Source organism: Sorangium sp. So ce1014 (assembly GCF_051521505.1).
Classification (GTDB): Bacteria; Myxococcota_A; Polyangia; order Polyangiales; family Polyangiaceae; genus Sorangium.
The window spans coordinates 7,898,214-7,915,269 of the sequence record NZ_CP150356.1; the positions used below are offsets into that span (position 1 = coordinate 7,898,214).

Consider the following 17,056-nt stretch of genomic DNA (forward strand, 5'->3'; position numbering starts at 1 on the left):
CCACAAGGGACATGAACGACGGGACTGCCTCTCAGGAAGCATCCCGCTCTCCAAGGTAGCTAGTCGCGATCCACCTCGATGTGCAGCTGATCAAGCAGGCGTGACGCCGCGGGCAGCGCCGGCGAGGACGGGGAGCCCGGCGCACCAGTCGAGCACCTCGGAGAACCGGCGAGCGACCAGGACGCCGAAGAGCGGAACGCGCGCGAGCTTGGCCTGGGTGGTCGCCGGGCTCGAGAGGCCGCAGAGGAAGCGCGCCGCCTGGCGAGGGTGACCCAGGGCGCCCCCGTGCGCCGCGCGCAGCGCCGTGAACGCGGCGACGTCGAGCCCCGCCGGCATCGGCGGCGCGCGCGGCGGCTCCGGCAGCCTCAGGGCGACCCGGGTGCGGCAGAAGGTGCAACGCCCGCACGCGGCGTCGAGGCGCTCGCCGAAGTACTCGGCGAGCGCGGCGGCGTGACAGCGCTCCGCGGTGAACAGCTCGAGCACCTGCCGCACGCGCGCGATCTCCGCGTCCTCGCGCCTCGCGAACCGCGCCAGGAGCTCGCCGACGAGGGCGGGCGCGTCGTCCGGCGGCGCGACGCGCACGAAGCGGTGCCGCAGGTCCGACGCCTTGAGCTCCGCGAGCCCCTGCCGCTCGAGGTACTCGAGCGCGCGCACCACCCGCTCGCGCGGCTGGTCCAGCGCGGCGGCGGCGGCGGCCGGATCGATCGCGTACAGGACTCGCCCCCTCTTCGCATGGCCGAAGAGCGCTTCGAGGAACCGCGCCGGCTCGCCCTTCACCGTCGCGACGACCTCCTCGAGCTTGCGGTGGAGCCGCACCTCGTAGCCGGCGTAGAACGGCGTGAGCTGCCGGACCGCGCCCATCAGCTCGAGGTAGGTCAGCGCGGTGCGGAGCACGAGCGGCCGGACGTCGTGGCGCGCCGACAGCGCGTGCAGGCCGAGCTCCACCTGGGGCGCGCCGAGCACGACGCCGACCACCCCGTGGAGCGCCTCCGCGGTCGGCGTATCGCCATAGGCGAAGTTCTCGAGGACCGCCAGATCGTCGCCGCACACGAAGAGCTCGACCGCCGAGGGCGCCTGATCCCTGCCCGCGCGGCCGATCTCCTGGCTATAACTCTCGAGGCTCTTCGGGAGATTGTAATGGTCGACATAACGCACGTCGGCCTTGTCGATCCCCATCCCGAACGCAATGGTGGCGACCACGACGCCGCGGTCGCTCTGCATCCAGTCGTCCTGCACGCGCGCGCGCTCCACCGCGTCCATTCCGGCGTGGTAGGCGCGCGCCGGCAGCCCCGCCGAGGCGATCTGCTCGGCCACGTGCTCGGCGGTCTTCTGGAGCGTGACGTACACGATGGTGGAGCCGGGCGGCCGGGATCTCAGGCGCTCGATCAGGATCCGGTCGCGCGCGGGCGCGCTCACCGCCGTCGCGCGGATCTCGAGGTTCGGCCGGTAGAAGCCGGTGACGACCGCGTGCTCCTCGCGGATGCCGAACGTGGCGCAGACGTCGCGCACGACCCCGGGCGTCGCGGTGGCCGTCAGCGCGAGCACGCGCGGCACGCCGAGCGCCCGGGCGGTGTCCGCGAGCCTCAAGTAATCGGGGCGGAAGTTGTGCCCCCATTCCGAGATGCAGTGGGCCTCGTCCACCGCGAACAGGGCGATCTTGAGCTCTTTCAGCAGCGCCATGAAGCGCTCGCTCACGAACCGCTCGGGGGCGACATAGAGCAGCTTCGTCTTGCCCGAGCGCAGGTCCCTGTGCGCCTCCGCCGCGTCGTCGGTCGACAGCGACGAGTCGAGCCGGACCGCGGCGATGCCGCGCGCCGTGAGGAAATCGATCTGATCCTTCATCAGCGCGATCAGCGGAGAGATGACGATCGTGACCCCGTCGAGGAGCAGCGCGGGGAGCTGGTAGCAGAGCGATTTGCCGCCGCCTGTCGGGAAGACCGCGAGCGCGCTGTGGCCCGAGAGCAGGGCCTCCATGACCGCGCGCTGGCCTGGGCGGAGATCGCGGAACCCGAACCGCGCCTCGAGCACGTCGAGCAGATCCTGGCGGGGGAGCGTCGGCCGGTCCAAGGGGCGCATCCTACACATCGTTCGCGCCGAGGGGGGTCCTGCCCCGCTTCCGTCGACACCCCCGGAGGCGCCAGGGGCAGGGATGGGACGGAGAAACAGGAGGGCGCTCGAGCCCGGGCGGCGGCGGGCGGACGACCCGATCGGGGATCGGTGTAGACTGCGAGGCCGGAGCTGGGCGATGGGCGGCAAGCTGTTCAACCTACCGAGGATGCCCCGAGGCGAGTACCTGGCGATCGAGGCCGAGGTGCGGCGCTACCTCGACGTCAAGCTGCCGGGGCAGCACCGCATCCCGCGCTACTACGGCGACAAGCCGGACTTCGGGGACATGGATGTGATCGTCGCGTCGCGGCCGGACTGGGGCGAGGTGCGCGCCGAGATCGCGCGCGACCTCGGGGTCACGCAGACCAGGGCCGTGGGGCACGTGTTCTCGACGGTGTACCGCGGGCTTCAGACCGATTTCTTCCCGGTGCCGGAGCGCTACCTCGAGAGCGCGTACAGCTTCATGTGCTTCAACGACGTGGGGAACTTCATCGGGCGGATCTGCCGGCGCTTCGACCTGAAGTACGGGGAGCGCGGGCTCGCCTACGTGTACCGGCGCGAGGGGGGCAATTACCGGGCAGACCTGGAAGTGACGCGGGATTTCGAGCGGATCTGCGGCTTCCTCGGGTTCGATCACGGGGCATGGCAGGCGGGGTTCGCGTCGCTGCCGGCGGTGTTCGACTGGGTGATCGCGAGCCCTTATTTCTCGGTGGCGCCCTACCTCGATGATGGCGAGAGCCCGCTGCGGGAGCGCGCCGGCGTGCGGTCGACCGTGGCGCGGTTCATCGAGTACCTGAGCGCCCGGGGGATCGACAAGCGGCCCACCCTCGGGGACCGGCGGTCGTACCTGCCCATGATCCTCGCCGCGTTCCCGGAGGCCGATCTCGGCGGGCAGATCGAGCGCGAGCGCGCGGCCGAGGCGCGGCGGGCGCAGATCGACACGAAGTTCAGCGGGAAGCGGGTGATGCGGCTCGTGCCGGGGCTGGAGGGGAAGGCCCTCGGCGAGCTCATCACGCGGTTCAAGGGATCGTTCGACGACTTCGAGGGATGGCTGCTGGCGACGCCGGAGGAGGAGATCGACCGGCGCATCACCGAGTTCGCCGCGCTCCTCGATGCGGAGCTGCGTCCTCCCGGCTCCTGAGCGTCCTTTCCCGCCCGCCGGCTCGACGGACCCGCAGGGCGGCTGCAGCGGGCCTGCGGCTCACCCACCACCCGCCCGAGCGGCTCCCCCCGCAGGCACGCCAGGAGCTCCGCCAGGAGCGCCGTGGAGATGCGCCGGTTTGCTGAATCGCTGGATTGGAGCTCGCCCAGCGAACCGCGGCGGTAGAAGACGGCACGTCCACAGGCCCGGGGGCAGCGGCCCGCCGCTACAACCGCGGGTGCAGAGCCGCGGTTGGCTCGTCACTGGACGTCCAACCATCAGAGCTCGGTGGGACCGCATGCGGCGCTCACATCACCTCTTTCTCCAGTAGCCCGGCCTCTGCTTTGCGTGTGCGATGGCCACGACAAGAATGCGCGTTGGCTCGTCTCGGTACACGACGAGATAGGGAAACCGTGTCAAACGCACCCGACGCGTCCCGTCACGGGTAGAGGGCCAGCGGTCCGGCGCCTCCGCAATTCGGGTCAATGCTGCCTCGATCCCTTCGGCGAACCGTACCGCTACGCGTGGATCCCGTTCCGCGTACCACGCCGCAGCCTCCTCGGCTTCCGCGAGCGCGGCTGGCAGTACCTCAACGAGCTTCACGACGGCCGTTTGCAGCCGCCAGGATGCGGCGCCGGGCTTCCGGCCAGGGGACCGGCGTGACGACCCCGGCGTCGACGTCAGCGAGACGTTGCTGGATCTCCTCGGCCCACGCAGCCTCGACCTCCTCGGTGGTCTGCTCGGGCTCGTCGAGGCTCTGGATCAGCGCGGCCGCCACGGCCGCTCGGTCCTCCGCCGACAGACGCAGCGCTATGACCAGGACATTCTCGACGTCGCTCATGATACAGGGAGCTTACCGCAGGTTCGGCCGGGTCACGAGCGGGACCCGCCTCGATGCGGGTCCTGGGCGAGGGTCCATGGCTCGCGGCGGCCGCGGTTGCTGGGCCGCTGCGGGCGATGCCCGGCCTGCAGGTCACGCAGAACGGAGCCTGGCTTCTTCCCGACCAGACGCCGCTCGCACCCGAGCTGGAAGCGTTCCTCGCGGCCGGCGAGCCGCCCGTCTACGTCAGCTTCGGCAGCATGCCTGTGGACCTGCAGACCGGCCGCATGGTCATCGAGGCCGTGCGGGCAGCGAGGCGCCGTGTCGCGCTGCCTCAGGGGTGGGCCGAGCTCGGTCGGGTCGACGACGCCGCCGACGGCATCGCGAACGGTGACGTCAACCAGCAGGCGCTGTTCCCGAAAGCGCCGCGATGGTGCACCACGGCGGGGCGGGGACGACCACGACCGCGGCGCGCGCGGGCGAACTTCCCGGCCGCCCGCGGAGAACGCCTGCTCTGTCGGGTGCCCCTCGGGGCGGTCCGGGCACACCGGGCCGCCCCGAGGGCGATCGGGCGGCGGGCGCGCGCTCAGCCCTCGCGCGCCACGCGGATCGCCTCCGCCAGCGCCTCTGGCGTGACCTCCCGGTCCTGCAGCACCACCGCCGCCCAGGCCGCGACATCGGCCGGCGTCCCAAAGATGTTCGGCGCCGGCCCCTGCGTCCCGCGAGCCTGCAGCCGCATCATGACGGCGCGGACCGAGGCGGCGATGAACCCCTCGGCCTCGACGAGCGTGGCCATGCCCTTCATGCACCCCCCGGGAGCGCTCGCCACCCGCTGCATCGCCGCCCGGGTCTCCTCGTCGGGCGGCATGGTGCGCTCGCGGGTCACCACGATCAGGAACGCTGCCCCTCCCGGCTGGCGCTCCGCCCAGGGCCGGAAGAGCGCCCGGGAACGCTCGATGCCGGCGACGCTGGCCTGCCCGCGCCAGACGAGCAGCATGAGCCGCCGCCAGGTCGCCACCACGTAACCGTCCGTCCGCTCCAGCAGCTCGACCTTCACCGACGAGGAAGAGGTCACCATCGTACCCGATTGTCCTCCCCGCGGGGTGGCCACCGCAAGGCCCGGCGTGTCAGGTCAGCAGCCCGGCGTCGCAGCCGCGGCGACGCAGCTCCTCCCAGAGCGCCTGCGCCACCAGCCAGGCCGCGCGCGGGGGCCGTGGCGACGCATCACGAACAGCCTGCACCCCCCGGAAGATGCCCATGAAATCAAGCGGCCGGAATGGTTCCAACGAACAGCGCTGCCATGGCCATTGATCTGACAGCAACTAGCGCGTGGGCTCGATGTCTCGCGGCATGACCACCCAGCCATGCATTCGCTCTTGAAAGTATACAGCCGCGTGTTCTTGGTCGAGCCGGCCGAGGCCGGCGGGCGCCGCCTGGACCACGGCGAGCCCGTCCGGGCGCGCTGCCGAGGCACGAGGCTGCGCGCACTGTCGGCACCCACGGCCTGTTCGGCGGCACCTCGTTACATGTTCCTTGCATGTTCCTTACATGTTCCTTGGCCGGATCCGTGCCAACCAGGCGACGCTCCTGCTTGCCGACCATCTCGCTTGCCACGAGCTCACTCTTCCGTCACGTCGAGCGAGACCCGCACCTTCTGATGCACGATCTGCGTCGTCCTTTCGTGTTTGATCTCGAGGTCCCCGTAGCATTCAGTGGGCGTCGCCGTCGGTTGGTCTGCGATCGGAGCAGTGACGCTCACCACTGCGGGCAACGCGTCGTAGCTGCCCTCGACGAGCTCAACGATGAAGGACGATCGGATCGGACACCCGAACACGAACCCCGCGTCGCTCACCGCCCAAGGATAGCTGCCTCCGTAGGCGTCGTAGATCTCAAACTCGACTGGTTCAGCCTGCTCGCCGACATTCGCGGTGAGGTGGACCTCGTTCGTCGAAACTTCGATCGGCAAGAGCGTGTCATAAATCACGAGAGCTGGTGCGACTTCGATCTCGGTGGTGATGGCGAGCTGGGCGGAGAGCCTGATCGGACGGTCGAAGAGCTGATTTGGAGAAAGCACGAGCGGCTCTGTGCTCTTGCCTGCGGCAGTAAAATCGAGCCAACCGGTGACCTCGTTCTGGCCGCTCTCGGTGAGTTTGACCGACCAGTTGAAGGCGCTCCCGTCGCTCGCCACCATCGGAATCGTGAGAGCTTCGGGAGGTCCCCCGTCGATACGCCGGCGAAAAACGATATCAGCCCGCTCAAATCCCTGATGCCCGACGAGCTCCACATGAACGACCGTGTAGGTGATATCGACCACGAGCTCCTGGCACGAGCCCTCCGAGCAGCCTCTCACCAGAATCTGACCCCGAAATACCCCGGGAGGAAGCGAAAGAGGGGCGGCCTTGGTGACACGGACGCGGGCGATACCGTTCGAGTCCGTCACCTCCAGCCCGCTCACGACGACGTGGGGCTCTCCGAGCTCTTCGTGGGAGACCGGGATGGCGGAGACCGTGACGACCCCTTTGAGCGCCTCGACCTCAACGATCGCTGTGTACTCGTCGCTCCGTGAGTCGAATTCGATGTGCGTCGTGCTCAGTCGGAAGAGTTCATTCTCCGCGGGCCTTGGAGTGGATCCCATGCCGCCGCTGCCGTTCGTCGTCGAGCCGGTCCCGCCCTGGCCACCGCTCCCGCCAGAGCTCGTTGCTCCGGCCGCTGCTCGGCCTCCGCTCTCGCCCGCCTCGGACTCTGCCGAGCCATTTTCACAGGCAACTGAAAGGATCAGGGCGATGAGGAGGGGAACGAGCCAGCAGCGGCGTGTGAGCTCTCGCAACATACCGACCGAGTATCCCCGAACTCCCCGCAAATGACCAGAACGCGAGATCCTTTTCTCCCGCACCCGGAGAGTCCACCAGTAGGGTACAGCGATAGGGTAGGATGCGTTCCGCTCGGTGCTACGTCGCGATAATCGCAGGCGTTTCAGGCGTGGAAGGCCAGCGCGCTGCTGGACCAGGCGGGTCAACGCGCCGCGTTGCCCGCTCGTGCTCGCCGACCTCAGCCCGCGGCCGGCCCCGTAAGTCCAGACAGGGCACCGAGGGCCCGCCCGTGCCCGCTCGGCGTGCAGGCCGTACGCGATCGTGCTGGCCTCCTCGACAGCGCGGGGTGGCCGTCGATTACGCTACCATGATCCATGATGGGATGCGTGGAAGCGGATCGACGCGGTGGGCGCGGAGCTCGACGTAGCGCTCCCCTCGCGTGCCCCCGGACCCGGGGCTCATGCGAACGCCGTGTTGGGTCCGTCGCGACCGACAAACCTGGATGGACCGAGCGGACCTGAAGAGAACTGGAGATGCCGATGATGAAACCTGGGTTGAGGACATGCGCCGGGCGGCTGCGCGCTGGAGCATGCCTCGCGTTGCTGGCGGCGGCCGTGGGGTGCGGAGGGTCCGTGATCGTAGAGGACGATCCCGGGACGCCTGTCGTAGAGGACGATCCCGGGACGCCCGTCGGAGAGGACGACCCCGGGACGCCTGTCGTAGAGGACGACCCCGGGACGCCCGTCGTAGAGGACGACCCCGGGACGACACCACTCTCTGATACCGGCGTGTGGCCAAAGACGGTCACGTTGGCGGTGCAGAACTTCGGTGAGGTCGGCGAGCACGTGCGCCTTTCGGATGGGGCCGTGTCCGACGCTGGAGACCTCGGTGTCGAATTGACGAGGTTCATCTCTCTTCGGTCTCCTGTGGGCGGGTCGATCTGCGAGGTGGGAAGGTCCTTCGCCGAGCTGGCGGACATCCCGACCGACGTGGCCGCTTGCTCCGAGTGGTTTTCGACCGTCAACCTGACCTGGAGATTCACCCATGAGAGCGACGAGTCGGAAGTCATCGGGTTCGGGTTGCTTGTGTGGGATGCCGAGCATGCTGCGCTCTACCGGCTCCGGGTTCTGGGGGATTCGTATGATGTGAACGCTGGTTCGACAGCCACGTTCGAGTACGAGCCGGTGCGCTGACGCTCGGCTGGCTGTTACCGAGGGCCCTGCTGCCGCGGGCCGCTCCAGTCCGGGGCGCTTGCCCCTTCGAGCCTCGTTGCGCGACGAGCGCGCGGCCATTCTTCACTGTCCGAGTGCTCTCACAGATTTCTGATCCACTGTTCGAGCTCACCCACCGGGCACTGCGGGTGCAAGAGGGTGCAAGAGGGTGCAAGAGATAGACACGAGCGCCGTCTGCGGCGCGGACCCTCTCGATCAGGTGATGCGGCTCGATCCGAAGCTCTCACAGAATTTCGAGGTCCTCGGTGAGGTTGTCGAGCCGGGCTGCCGTCCACTCTGTTACTTCAGCAGCCGTCTTCAGGTCGGCGACCGTTGTGATCATCGTTGCTTGAAAGAGCGCTTCGAGCCCACGCGGCCGAGGTGCGTGTCGCCGAACGCCGTCCCGTACTTGAGCCCATAGCCCAGCATCCGATCGAAGCCGATGTGCCCGACCCAGATCGCCGCGCCGAGCAGCAGCGCCGGCGAGCCAAGCGCGGCCGACGCGACCGCGAGCAGCGCCGGAGCCAGATGGCTGTGCCCCGCGTTGTAGGCCACCGCGCCCACGCGCGGGCCCGCAAGGTAGCCGAGCAGCGACAGGTCGGGCAGGAGGAACAGCGCCGCGAACCATCCCCAGCTCCCGCCCAGGTGCGCGTAGGCGAACAGCGCTGCTCCGAGCACGAGCGCGCCCTCGAGGCGCAGGAGCGCGCGCGGCATGCCCTTGGCCCCGCCCGCCGAGACCTCGCAGGCGGGCTGCGGCACGGGGCGGCGGGTAGAGGGAGCAAGGTCGAGCGCAGGGAGCATCGCGGCGGTGGTCATGGTCGTTCTCCTCGTCGTGCGTACCGGCGCGGGTGCCGGCGACGTGGAGAGCATGGTCGCTGCGGGTGCTCATGAACATTGTACAAATGCGTCCATCCGCTCATCATCTTTTGATGAGCCCAGCCGAGCCCTCGTGGGACCTCTACGGCGCCTTCCTTGCCGTCATGCGCACCGGCAGCCTCTCCGCCGCCGCGCGTGCCCTCGACGTCGCGCAGCCCACCGTGCGCCGCCAGATCGAGCAGCTCGAGTCGCAGCTCGGCGTCGTGCTCTTCACCCGCGCGCCAAACGGCCTGGTGCCGACCGAGCTCGCGCTTGCCACGCTGCCCTACGCCGAGTCCATCGCCGCGAGCGCGCGCGCCCTCGTGCGCGCCGTGTCGAGCCCCACCGGTGCCGACCGCGGCACCGTGCGCGTCACGTGCAGCGAGGTCGTCGGCGCCGAGGTGCTTCCCCCGATGCTCGCCGCGCTCCTCGTGGCTCATCCGCGCCTTCAGATCGAGCTCGTCGCCACGAATCGCACCGAGGATCTCCTGCGCCGCGACGCCGATGTCGCCGTGCGCATGGCGGAGCCGACGCAGGCCGGCCTGGTGAGGCGCTGCGCCGGGCGCGTCGAGATCGGCCTCTTCGCCACCAAGGCGTACCTCGCCGCGCACGCTGCCCCGACGTCGCTCGCGGGGCTCGTGCCGGGCCACGCCCTCATCGGCGCCGACGGCTCCCGCGCCATCATCGACGCGCTCGCCGCCGCCGGGCTCGTCACCACGCCGCGCGATTATGCGTTCCGCAGCGACAGCGACATCGCGAAGCTCGCCGCGGTGCGCGCCGGCCTCGGCATCGGGGTGTGCCAGCTCCCGCTCAGCCGGCGGCCGGTGCCGCTCGTGCGCGTGCTGCCCGCGCTCGCCTTCCACCTGGACGCCTGGGTCGTCATGCACGAGGATCTGCGCGCCGTGCGCCGCGTCCGCCTCGTCTTCGAGCACCTCGTCGCGCAGCTGGGTGCCTACGCGACCCAGGCACGCGAAACACGGCCCGTGGCGGCGAAGGCCCGGCCGCCGGGCACGCGGGGAAGGCCCAGCTCGGGCTGAGAAGGCGTCTGACAGCGCAGCGAGATCTGCGTGCCTGGGGTCGGCGAAGCGCTGGGAACGGGAGCGGGTTCGTGGCGGAGCGCTCGCCGGCGTCGAGCAGCTCGGCACGCGGCACGGGATCGAGGGCGCTGCGCGGCTCAGACCGATGTCGCGTCGAGCCGTGCTCGGCGGGGCACCTTTCCGCTCGACGAACGCCCGGCCGAGCGAAATACAAATACGTTCACGGGCCCGCGGGCATTCCAGGGGTGATGGAGCGGTGGCAAACCCGGGCATCCGAGGGCGTTCCGAGTGGCAGCCGGACGTTTGCGTCCATTGAGGCAGGGGAATTGCGACCATGACAAAACGCATGAACCGAAGAATTTTCCTCCGGGGGCTGGGCGGAGCTTGCGTCGCGGCGCCGTTCCTCGGCTCGATCTTCGACCGCACCGTGATGGCTCAGCCGGCCACGCCACCGAAGCGGTTGATCGTGATGTACACGCACTATGGCTGCATCACGACGCGGTGGTTCCCGACGAAGTCGCACGGCCCGCTCACCGCCGCGGACCTCCAGTCGACGACGCTCAAGCACCTGGCGCCTTACGTCGACAAGCTCCTCATGCCCCGAGGCATCCGCGCGATGAACGAGTGGACGGCGACGCTGGCGCGGGGGCAAGGGAACGATCGCCACACGCAGGTGAACGGGTCGTACTTCACTTGCCACCCGGTCACTCCCAACAGCGACGACCCGTTCAGCTTCGCCCTGGAGACGAAATTCAACGCCATGCCGACCGGTCCCTCGCTGGACCACGTCATCGCACGACAGCTCAGCCCGCAAGGCACTCCGTTGCTCTTGAACACGACGGGTCAGACGGAGAACGCTCAGTCAGCGATCTCCTACTCCGCCGCCGTGACCCTCTTCAAGGGCCTGAACGCGTCGCAGGCCTTCAGCAGCCTCACGGGCATCTTCGAGGCGGGGAAGCCGCCGTCTCCGGACACCTATGCGGCGATGCGCGGCAAGAGCATCCTCGACATCGTGAAGGATGATCTGCAGACGCTCGAGCGGTTCGACATGAGCCGGGCCGACAAGCAGAAGCTCGCAGCCTGGAAGGAGCTCCTCCACTCGACAGGAGACGTTGTGGCTTCTGCGCAGTGCGACACGTCCCTCGCCACGGCGCTCGGTGTGACGCAAGAAAACATCGACCTGACGAGCACGGCCCCGGGCGTCGACGACAGGCTGACGCGGCGAATCTCGGACGGTCTGGACGGAGCGGACCTCTGTTCGAACCTCGCCGTGCTCGCGGCGGCGTGCAACGCGAACCCCGTCATCTTCCTGAAGTACCCCGGGAACTACACCTTCAAGGGGCTCGGCCTGACGCAGGAGAGCGCGGGTCTCTCGGGTCGCTTGGGGAGCGCGGGCATGGTCGGCACCTGCGTCCCCGGTGCGATCGACAAGCTCCTCACGATCGACGACTACTATGCGAGGAAGTTCGCCCACCTCGTCGGGCAGCTGAACGGTATCGACGAGGGCGACGGGACGCTCCTCGACAACTGCGCGGCCGTCTGGCTCCAGGACGTGTCGGACGGCTGCGCGCGCAACCTCAACAACCTGCCGATCGTCCAGGCCGGCAGCGCCGGCGGCTATTTCAAGACCGGCTGGGCCGTGAACGTCGATGACGGCTCGCCCGATCTCACGACCGGCAACAGCGAGATCACGTGTGCCGAAGGCACTCCGAACGAGGTCGACGGGATGTCCCAAGAAACGGGGACCGATCCGTCGCTCGCCAACGCGCCGATCAACAAGTACTTCTGCAGCTTGATGAACGCCCTCGGGGTCAAGGCAGGCGTGGATGGTTTTCCGGCACGGGGCGGTTCGGAGCCGGTGACCCACTTCGGCATGTACGACCGGACGGAAGACTTCATCGGTGGCGAGATCAATCCCCCCACCATCCACGATCCAGGCGAGTTCGCCGCGCTCAGGGCGAGCTCCTGAGCGGTCTCGTTCCCGAGCCTGTCGCGCGCCCGGGTCATGAACGCGCCGCGGCGGCCCGGTGCTCCGGCGTCGACCTGGGCTTCTGCCCGAGCTCCAGAGGCGTGCAGAGAATCGGAGGCTCGAAGCCACCAGCTCGGCAGATTTCCTCGATCTTGGAGCGCATCGTGGCGTTGGCGATGTGCGCGCAGTTCCAGGTGAGCAGGTAGCGCGTGCCGTGCGCCGCGGAGAGGCCTACCTCGACGAGGACCGGCTCACGGCCCTGGGCGTCACCTTCACGCTGGGGCCGCCGGGCAAGGGCGGCATCCGCCGGGACGACCAGAGCAAGATGATCTCGGGCGAGGACGGCGTCGCCGTGGAGATCGCCGGTTTCCTGAATCGCTGGAGTGGAGCTCGCCCGCGCCCGCGCAACGTCCCGCCGATCGTCAGCCGGCAAAGACCGTCGGATTCATCGCCTTGTCGGGCCGCACCATCCACCGTCAGGAGAGCACTTCGGTCGCCGTCTTCGCCCCGAGGACGTTCTCGATCCAGCGGTCGAGGGTCGCGACGTCCGTGCATGCCTGGATGCGCGCGCTGTCGTCCTCGGTGAGCACGATCCCTGCACGGGCAAGCAGCCGCAGCAGCGTGTCCCTCTTGCCCTTGAGCTCGCCCTCACGGATGCCCTCGAGCTTGCCACGATCGATGAGCTTCTGCACGAACGGAGGAAACGTCGCCTCGCCTTCGATCTGCCGTTCCATGACCAGTACCTCCAGCGCCTGCCTCATGGGCTCACGCAACCCGTTCCAGATGAGCTGAAAATAGACCATCGCGTGCGCCTGGTCGAGCCGGCCGAGGCCGGCGAGCGCCGCCTGGACCACGATCAGCCCGCTCGGCCCGTTGCCGTGCGCCACCGCCGACAGCACGGCGAGCTCCGTCTCGTTCTCCGCGTCGGCCGGGTCGGTGATCTCGGGGACCACCGACGGACCGAGCACCAGCGGCTCGACGTTGCCGCGGCCCAGGCCGAGGTCGATGTTCTCCGCGGCCCACGCAGCCACGCCGGCGTCCGGCGCGACCACCAGGACGATCGTGCCGCAGCGCTTCCTGGCGCGCACGACCGCGACGTACGCCGGCCACGAGTACTTCTTGTCCGGGTCCACGTCGCGCTGCACCTCGATGACGATCGCCAGCACGAGCGCGTCGCTCTCGTCCCGAAGCTCCAGCACCAGATCGGCGCGGAACTCCACCGGGATGAGCTGGTCGAGCGACGACTCGACAACCGCGACCGAGGCGTGCGGCGGCACCTCGACGTGGAAGAGCGTCGCGAGCAAGCGGGGCGCGAACTCCGGGTGCTCGCGGAACATCTCGACGAGGGCGTTGTGCTCGAGCGTCGGCATGACGCTCGGCCTTCAGCACCCCCCATGCCGGCACGAAACGCCGGGGAAATGCGAGCAGAGCTCCAGATCAGGGGGTGGCGGCGCCATGGCGGACGCAGGCGGCCAGGGACGCCGGCTGGGAAGCGACCCGCTGTGCGGCAGGCGAAGAAACCTCGCCAAGCCTTGTCTGTGCCTGACGATTTGCCAATCTGCTGCGGACGCCCACCCGGAGCGAGGAAGGGCGCACGTCAGCAGCATTGGCCTCTCATACCAAGAGCCGTCAGATCAATGGTTCGGTTCAGTCCGACGAACGCGAATCTTCATGTCCGCTGCAACCACGAAGCCCCCGGTCCAGCGCTCGACGTCCTCTGTCCGGAAGAGACACTCGAACTAGGCCTTGAGTACCCGCCGGCCTGGATCAGCGAGGCGGACGAGCAGGAGCCCGTGGTGTGTTCCAGGGGCGAACTGCCGCAGATCCGAGAAGTCGAGATCCTGCGTGACCAGAAAACGCTTGTCCGCCTGAGCCGCCGCCCATACGCCGGCGTTTGGCGACCCCTGAAGCCCCTCTTGCTGCACCGAGTCCGCGTCGTGGCCGAGCTGCACAAGCGCCTCGACCAGGGAAGTCGGCAGATCTCGTCCAGTTTGATGCGCATCAGAACCCGACGACCTTGGTCGCCGGTAGATCTTCCCGGACGGAATCCGCGGCGAACGCGATCACTGCGCGCACGTCGTCCGCGGTCAGGGTCGGGTAGTCGCTGAGGATGTCCTCGATCGAGTCGCCGTCCGACAGGCTGGCGAGCAGCGTGCGGAGCGTGACCCGCGTCCCCTTGATGACCGGCTCGCCCCCGCAGACGAGAGGGTCTCGCACGATTCGATCGCGGTGGTTCATGACGTGAACTTTGCCAGAATTTCGGCTCGGGTTCAGCAGGCACGGGCGGGGCCGGCGGCTGCGGCGGACGAGGCGGCCAGGGGGCGGAAACGGCTACCCGAACATCGGCCTCGTCGCGCTGCACGCCAGGGTGACCGTGCGCGACAGCGAGATCGAGGCGTCCAGAGGCGGCGACGGCGGCGAGCCCCAGCGAGGCGGACGAGGCGGCCGGGACGCACCGGGCGGCGTGCTGGAGGACCGCTCGGCCTATTTCTGCAACGGCGGCCCCGGGGGCGACGGCGCCGAGGGCGGCTACGGCGGCCCGGGGCGCGGCGGCGACTCGATCGGCATCGCGCATCGCCTACCTCGACGAGGACCGGCTCACGGCCCTGGGCGTCACCTTCACGCTGGAGCCGCCGGGCAAGGGCGGCATCAGCTGGGACGAACAGGGCAAGAGGATCTCGGGCAAGGACGGCGTAGCCGTGGAGACGCTCCGGTTTACCGAACAGCTCGACTGGAGCTCGCCCGCGCCCGCGCGACGACCTGGGCTTTAGGCGCGGCGCTAAGCGCCATCGCCTGCAAGCCCTTATTCGGCGGCCCGTTCCCAGTCACCCTTCGATCAGGCTGCGAAGCATGCCCGAGTCGTCCGCTTTGGCCTCGTCCTCGGCAGCGTTCAGCTCCGGAAGCAGCGCCGGAGACTGATCTACGGCCCACTGCTCGAAGTGTTTCGCGACTCTCTCCTTGTAACCGGGATCCTTGATTCCCCGCCCCCATTCATTCTCGCAGGCGGACCAGATGTTGCCGTCCTTGAGCAGGTGATCCCTGGCGCTCTCAACAATTGCAGCGACGTGAATCCTCAAGAACGCCTCGACCGTTCGTTGCCGTCGATCGGCTTCTTCAGCGATCACGCTACGACCGTCGTCGTCCTGATACCATGGATTCGAAAGCAGTGCCTTTGACGTGTTGTCTACCTGATCCGTAAATGGTGCGAGGATGCGGTTGAGCTCCCGCGTAGTTGCCGACTCCAGCATGGCCCAAGCATTCTGCGACCGACCCTGGCCCCGGTTGACGATCACCGAGCGCAACGTTGAAGGATGAAGCGCACGGCACTCGTCGGCGAAGGGCTTGAGAAGATTGGAACGGAATACCCGAGCCTTGCCAAGCTGCTTCTGGACTACCGGAGAGAGATGCTGCTTAAAAGCGGAAACCACGGCTCGTCGCTTGGCCTGTCGTTTGGCATCGCCAAGGTTTCGAAAAAAGTCCTCCGCATCCTTGACCGCAAGAGAAAGCCTTGCCTCGTGGGCGGAAGCCATGCGCTCCACGGCCTTCTGAAGGAGCTCTTGCAGGGGCTCGCAGCCGCCCTCGAGAATGTTGACGCAACGTACGCGGCTTCTTGCATCGTCGACGCTCCAGCGGTTGACATGACCGAGTCCTCGCGGACAACCAAGACTTGCAAGGTTCTCCGCGCAGCGGTCTTCCTTCTGGTTGCGCTCGGTCTCGGCATCTGCGAAGTTGCCCGCGCCCGCCTTTCCGGGATCGACAATGGCAAGGACCGTTCGATCCTCAAGCGTCTCGCCGAAGAAGATAGCTTCGTCCATCATCTGCTGAAGCAGTTCGACGGACGGAGCTGGCGGCTCGTTGAACTGAGCACCTACAACGATGACGGTCCAAGGCGATTTGAGCAAAAGACGAAGATCCTCGCGCTCCGCGAGTGGATGAAGGGGCCGTGCCCCGCTGTCCCCGGAACCCACCGCGGGGAGCCCGAGCGTGTCAATGAGGGGGAGGTCGCGGTCGTTCCAACGAACCCCGGTCGATGGAACTCGAATCGTTATGCTCGCGGGAAACGGCTGGTCCTCGAATTTTCCTTCGATCAGGTTGAGAAGCGTCTCCCGCAGCCAGCGCCGAACGTCGCCGGTAGGGAGCCACTGGAGGCGTTGTCGCTCGGGGAGGCGGGCGAGCTTCTCGACTTCGGCCACAAACGCGCTCTTCTCGGGAAAGCCCTTGGCGAGTTCCTCGGCCCTGTCGTGCTTCGGAGGTACCGCCTTCTTCCCGCTCGCGCCAATGGTCGGCGACGAGACCGAATGCTCGGGGAACCCGGCAATTCCGCGGACGACACGCTCGATGTCCGGCTGCAGGCGCGGTGGGCGACCACCCGCCGGAGGTTCTTCATTCCCCTGGTCGGAAGGTGGGTGGGGCTCAGCAGGCTGTCGCTTGGGATCGTTCGCCTTGTGCCATGCCCATTCCGCAAATTGCCGCAGTCGAGCACGGGTTTGATCGACCTCCTCCCGCTCGACACAAACCTCCCAGTGCCCCGCCTCGACTCGTATCTCGCAAGGCGTGGTTCCGCCGTTCCCGAGCGGCAGTATCGCACGCTGGTTGAGCTGTCGTGATGTTGCGTCCGCTGGTGGAGGCGTTTCATCGAGCCAGAGGCCCGCTAGGGCGTTGATCAGCGTGGACTTCCCGACGCCCTTGTGGGCGACGAACGCGATCCGTGGGTCGGGGTTGTCGAGGATCTCCTGCCGGGACAGCAGCGCCGTCTCAAGCTGCTGCGCCCGCTGAGCAAGTTCGGAAAAGTGCTCGGCACCCTGCTCGGTCCGGAACTCACGTAGCTTCGCTGCAAGTTTTTTCGCGGTGGACATGGTGCGGCGAAGCACAACAGGGGGAGCGACCGAAGGCAAGAGGAATTGCATGTCTGCGCCTCGTACCCCGTGTCGGTTGTCCCGAAGGCCCTATCCAGCCGGGGTGGCCACGCGGCAAGCCCGCCGAACGTCGCAATCAGCTGTGTTGCGCGACATATCTTCGCGTTTTCGCATGTAGGCTGCGAACCGTGGTGCCCGATCATCGTATTCGCACGGGTGAGTCGCGGCGCTCCGCAGCATATCTCGTTATT

The 17,056-nt window shown here is 68.1% G+C and carries 14 protein-coding genes; 4 read left to right on the top strand and 10 right to left on the bottom strand.

Annotation, left to right across the window (positions count from 1 at the left end; genetic code table 11):
• Positions 1 to 90: 90 nt before the first annotated feature.
• Entirely contained in the window at positions 91 to 2,076 is a 1,986-nt protein-coding gene (locus tag WME75_RS29685) for a RecQ family ATP-dependent DNA helicase (protein ID WP_437478066.1), read from the bottom strand.
• Positions 2,077 to 2,245: 169 nt separating this feature from the next.
• On the opposite strand from WME75_RS29685, the gene WME75_RS29690 reads away from it, so the two are divergent.
• On the top strand, positions 2,246 to 3,247 hold the full coding sequence (locus WME75_RS29690) for a hypothetical protein (protein ID WP_437478068.1): 1,002 nt from the start codon (positions 2,246 to 2,248) through the stop codon (positions 3,245 to 3,247).
• A 312-nt stretch (positions 3,248 to 3,559) separates the two neighbouring features.
• Here the strand turns inward: WME75_RS29690 and WME75_RS29695 are convergent, their stop codons facing one another.
• The 4 genes from WME75_RS29695 to WME75_RS29710 form a co-directional block, all read right to left on the bottom strand.
• On the bottom strand, positions 3,560 to 3,850 hold the full coding sequence (locus WME75_RS29695; RefSeq protein ID WP_437478071.1) for a type II toxin-antitoxin system RelE/ParE family toxin: 291 nt from the start codon (positions 3,848 to 3,850) through the stop codon (positions 3,560 to 3,562).
• Positions 3,837 to 4,088, bottom strand: a complete 252-nt coding sequence (locus tag WME75_RS29700) for an addiction module protein (protein ID WP_437478074.1) — start codon at positions 4,086 to 4,088, stop codon at positions 3,837 to 3,839. Before WME75_RS29700 ends, WME75_RS29695 begins: the two co-directional genes overlap by 14 nt.
• Positions 4,089 to 4,653: 565 nt before the next feature.
• On the bottom strand, positions 4,654 to 5,145 hold the full coding sequence (locus WME75_RS29705; protein WP_437478076.1) for a hypothetical protein: 492 nt from the start codon (positions 5,143 to 5,145) through the stop codon (positions 4,654 to 4,656).
• Positions 5,146 to 5,685: 540 nt separating this feature from the next.
• Positions 5,686 to 6,897 (bottom strand): hypothetical protein, encoded by a 1,212-nt coding sequence (locus WME75_RS29710; protein WP_437478078.1) that lies wholly within the window; start codon positions 6,895 to 6,897, stop codon positions 5,686 to 5,688.
• Positions 6,898 to 7,509: 612 nt separating this feature from the next.
• On the opposite strand from WME75_RS29710, the gene WME75_RS29715 reads away from it, so the two are divergent.
• Positions 7,510 to 8,070, top strand: coding sequence for a hypothetical protein (locus WME75_RS29715; RefSeq protein ID WP_437478081.1), 561 nt, complete (start codon positions 7,510 to 7,512; stop codon positions 8,068 to 8,070).
• A gap of 357 nt (positions 8,071 to 8,427) precedes the next feature.
• On the opposite strand, the gene WME75_RS29720 is transcribed toward WME75_RS29715, so the two are convergent.
• On the bottom strand, positions 8,428 to 8,904 hold the full coding sequence (locus WME75_RS29720) for a DUF4260 domain-containing protein (protein WP_437478084.1): 477 nt from the start codon (positions 8,902 to 8,904) through the stop codon (positions 8,428 to 8,430).
• Between the two features lie 113 nt (positions 8,905 to 9,017).
• On the opposite strand from WME75_RS29720, the gene WME75_RS29725 reads away from it, so the two are divergent.
• Positions 9,018 to 9,980, top strand: a complete 963-nt coding sequence (locus tag WME75_RS29725) for a LysR family transcriptional regulator (RefSeq protein ID WP_437478086.1) — start codon at positions 9,018 to 9,020, stop codon at positions 9,978 to 9,980.
• A gap of 346 nt (positions 9,981 to 10,326) precedes the next feature.
• The gene (locus WME75_RS29730; RefSeq protein WP_437478089.1) at positions 10,327 to 11,949 is read left to right on the top strand and encodes a DUF1552 domain-containing protein; all 1,623 of its coding nucleotides are present in this window, start codon (positions 10,327 to 10,329) and stop codon (positions 11,947 to 11,949) included.
• Positions 11,950 to 12,425: 476 nt separating this feature from the next.
• Here the strand turns inward: WME75_RS29730 and WME75_RS29735 are convergent, their stop codons facing one another.
• The 4 genes from WME75_RS29735 to WME75_RS29750 all read right to left on the bottom strand — a co-directional run bounded on the left by WME75_RS29735 (position 12,426) and on the right by WME75_RS29750 (position 16,856).
• Positions 12,426 to 13,319, bottom strand: coding sequence for a hypothetical protein (locus WME75_RS29735; protein WP_437478092.1), 894 nt, complete (start codon positions 13,317 to 13,319; stop codon positions 12,426 to 12,428).
• Positions 13,320 to 13,688: 369 nt separating this feature from the next.
• Entirely contained in the window at positions 13,689 to 13,997 is a 309-nt protein-coding gene (locus WME75_RS29740) for a DUF5615 family PIN-like protein (RefSeq protein WP_437494952.1), read from the bottom strand.
• Positions 13,951 to 14,166, bottom strand: coding sequence for a DUF433 domain-containing protein (locus tag WME75_RS29745; protein ID WP_437478095.1), 216 nt, complete (start codon positions 14,164 to 14,166; stop codon positions 13,951 to 13,953). The genes WME75_RS29740 and WME75_RS29745 overlap by 47 nt, the downstream gene beginning before the upstream one ends.
• A gap of 608 nt (positions 14,167 to 14,774) precedes the next feature.
• Positions 14,775 to 16,856, bottom strand: coding sequence for a hypothetical protein (locus tag WME75_RS29750; protein WP_437478098.1), 2,082 nt, complete (start codon positions 16,854 to 16,856; stop codon positions 14,775 to 14,777).
• Positions 16,857 to 17,056 lie beyond the last annotated feature (200 nt).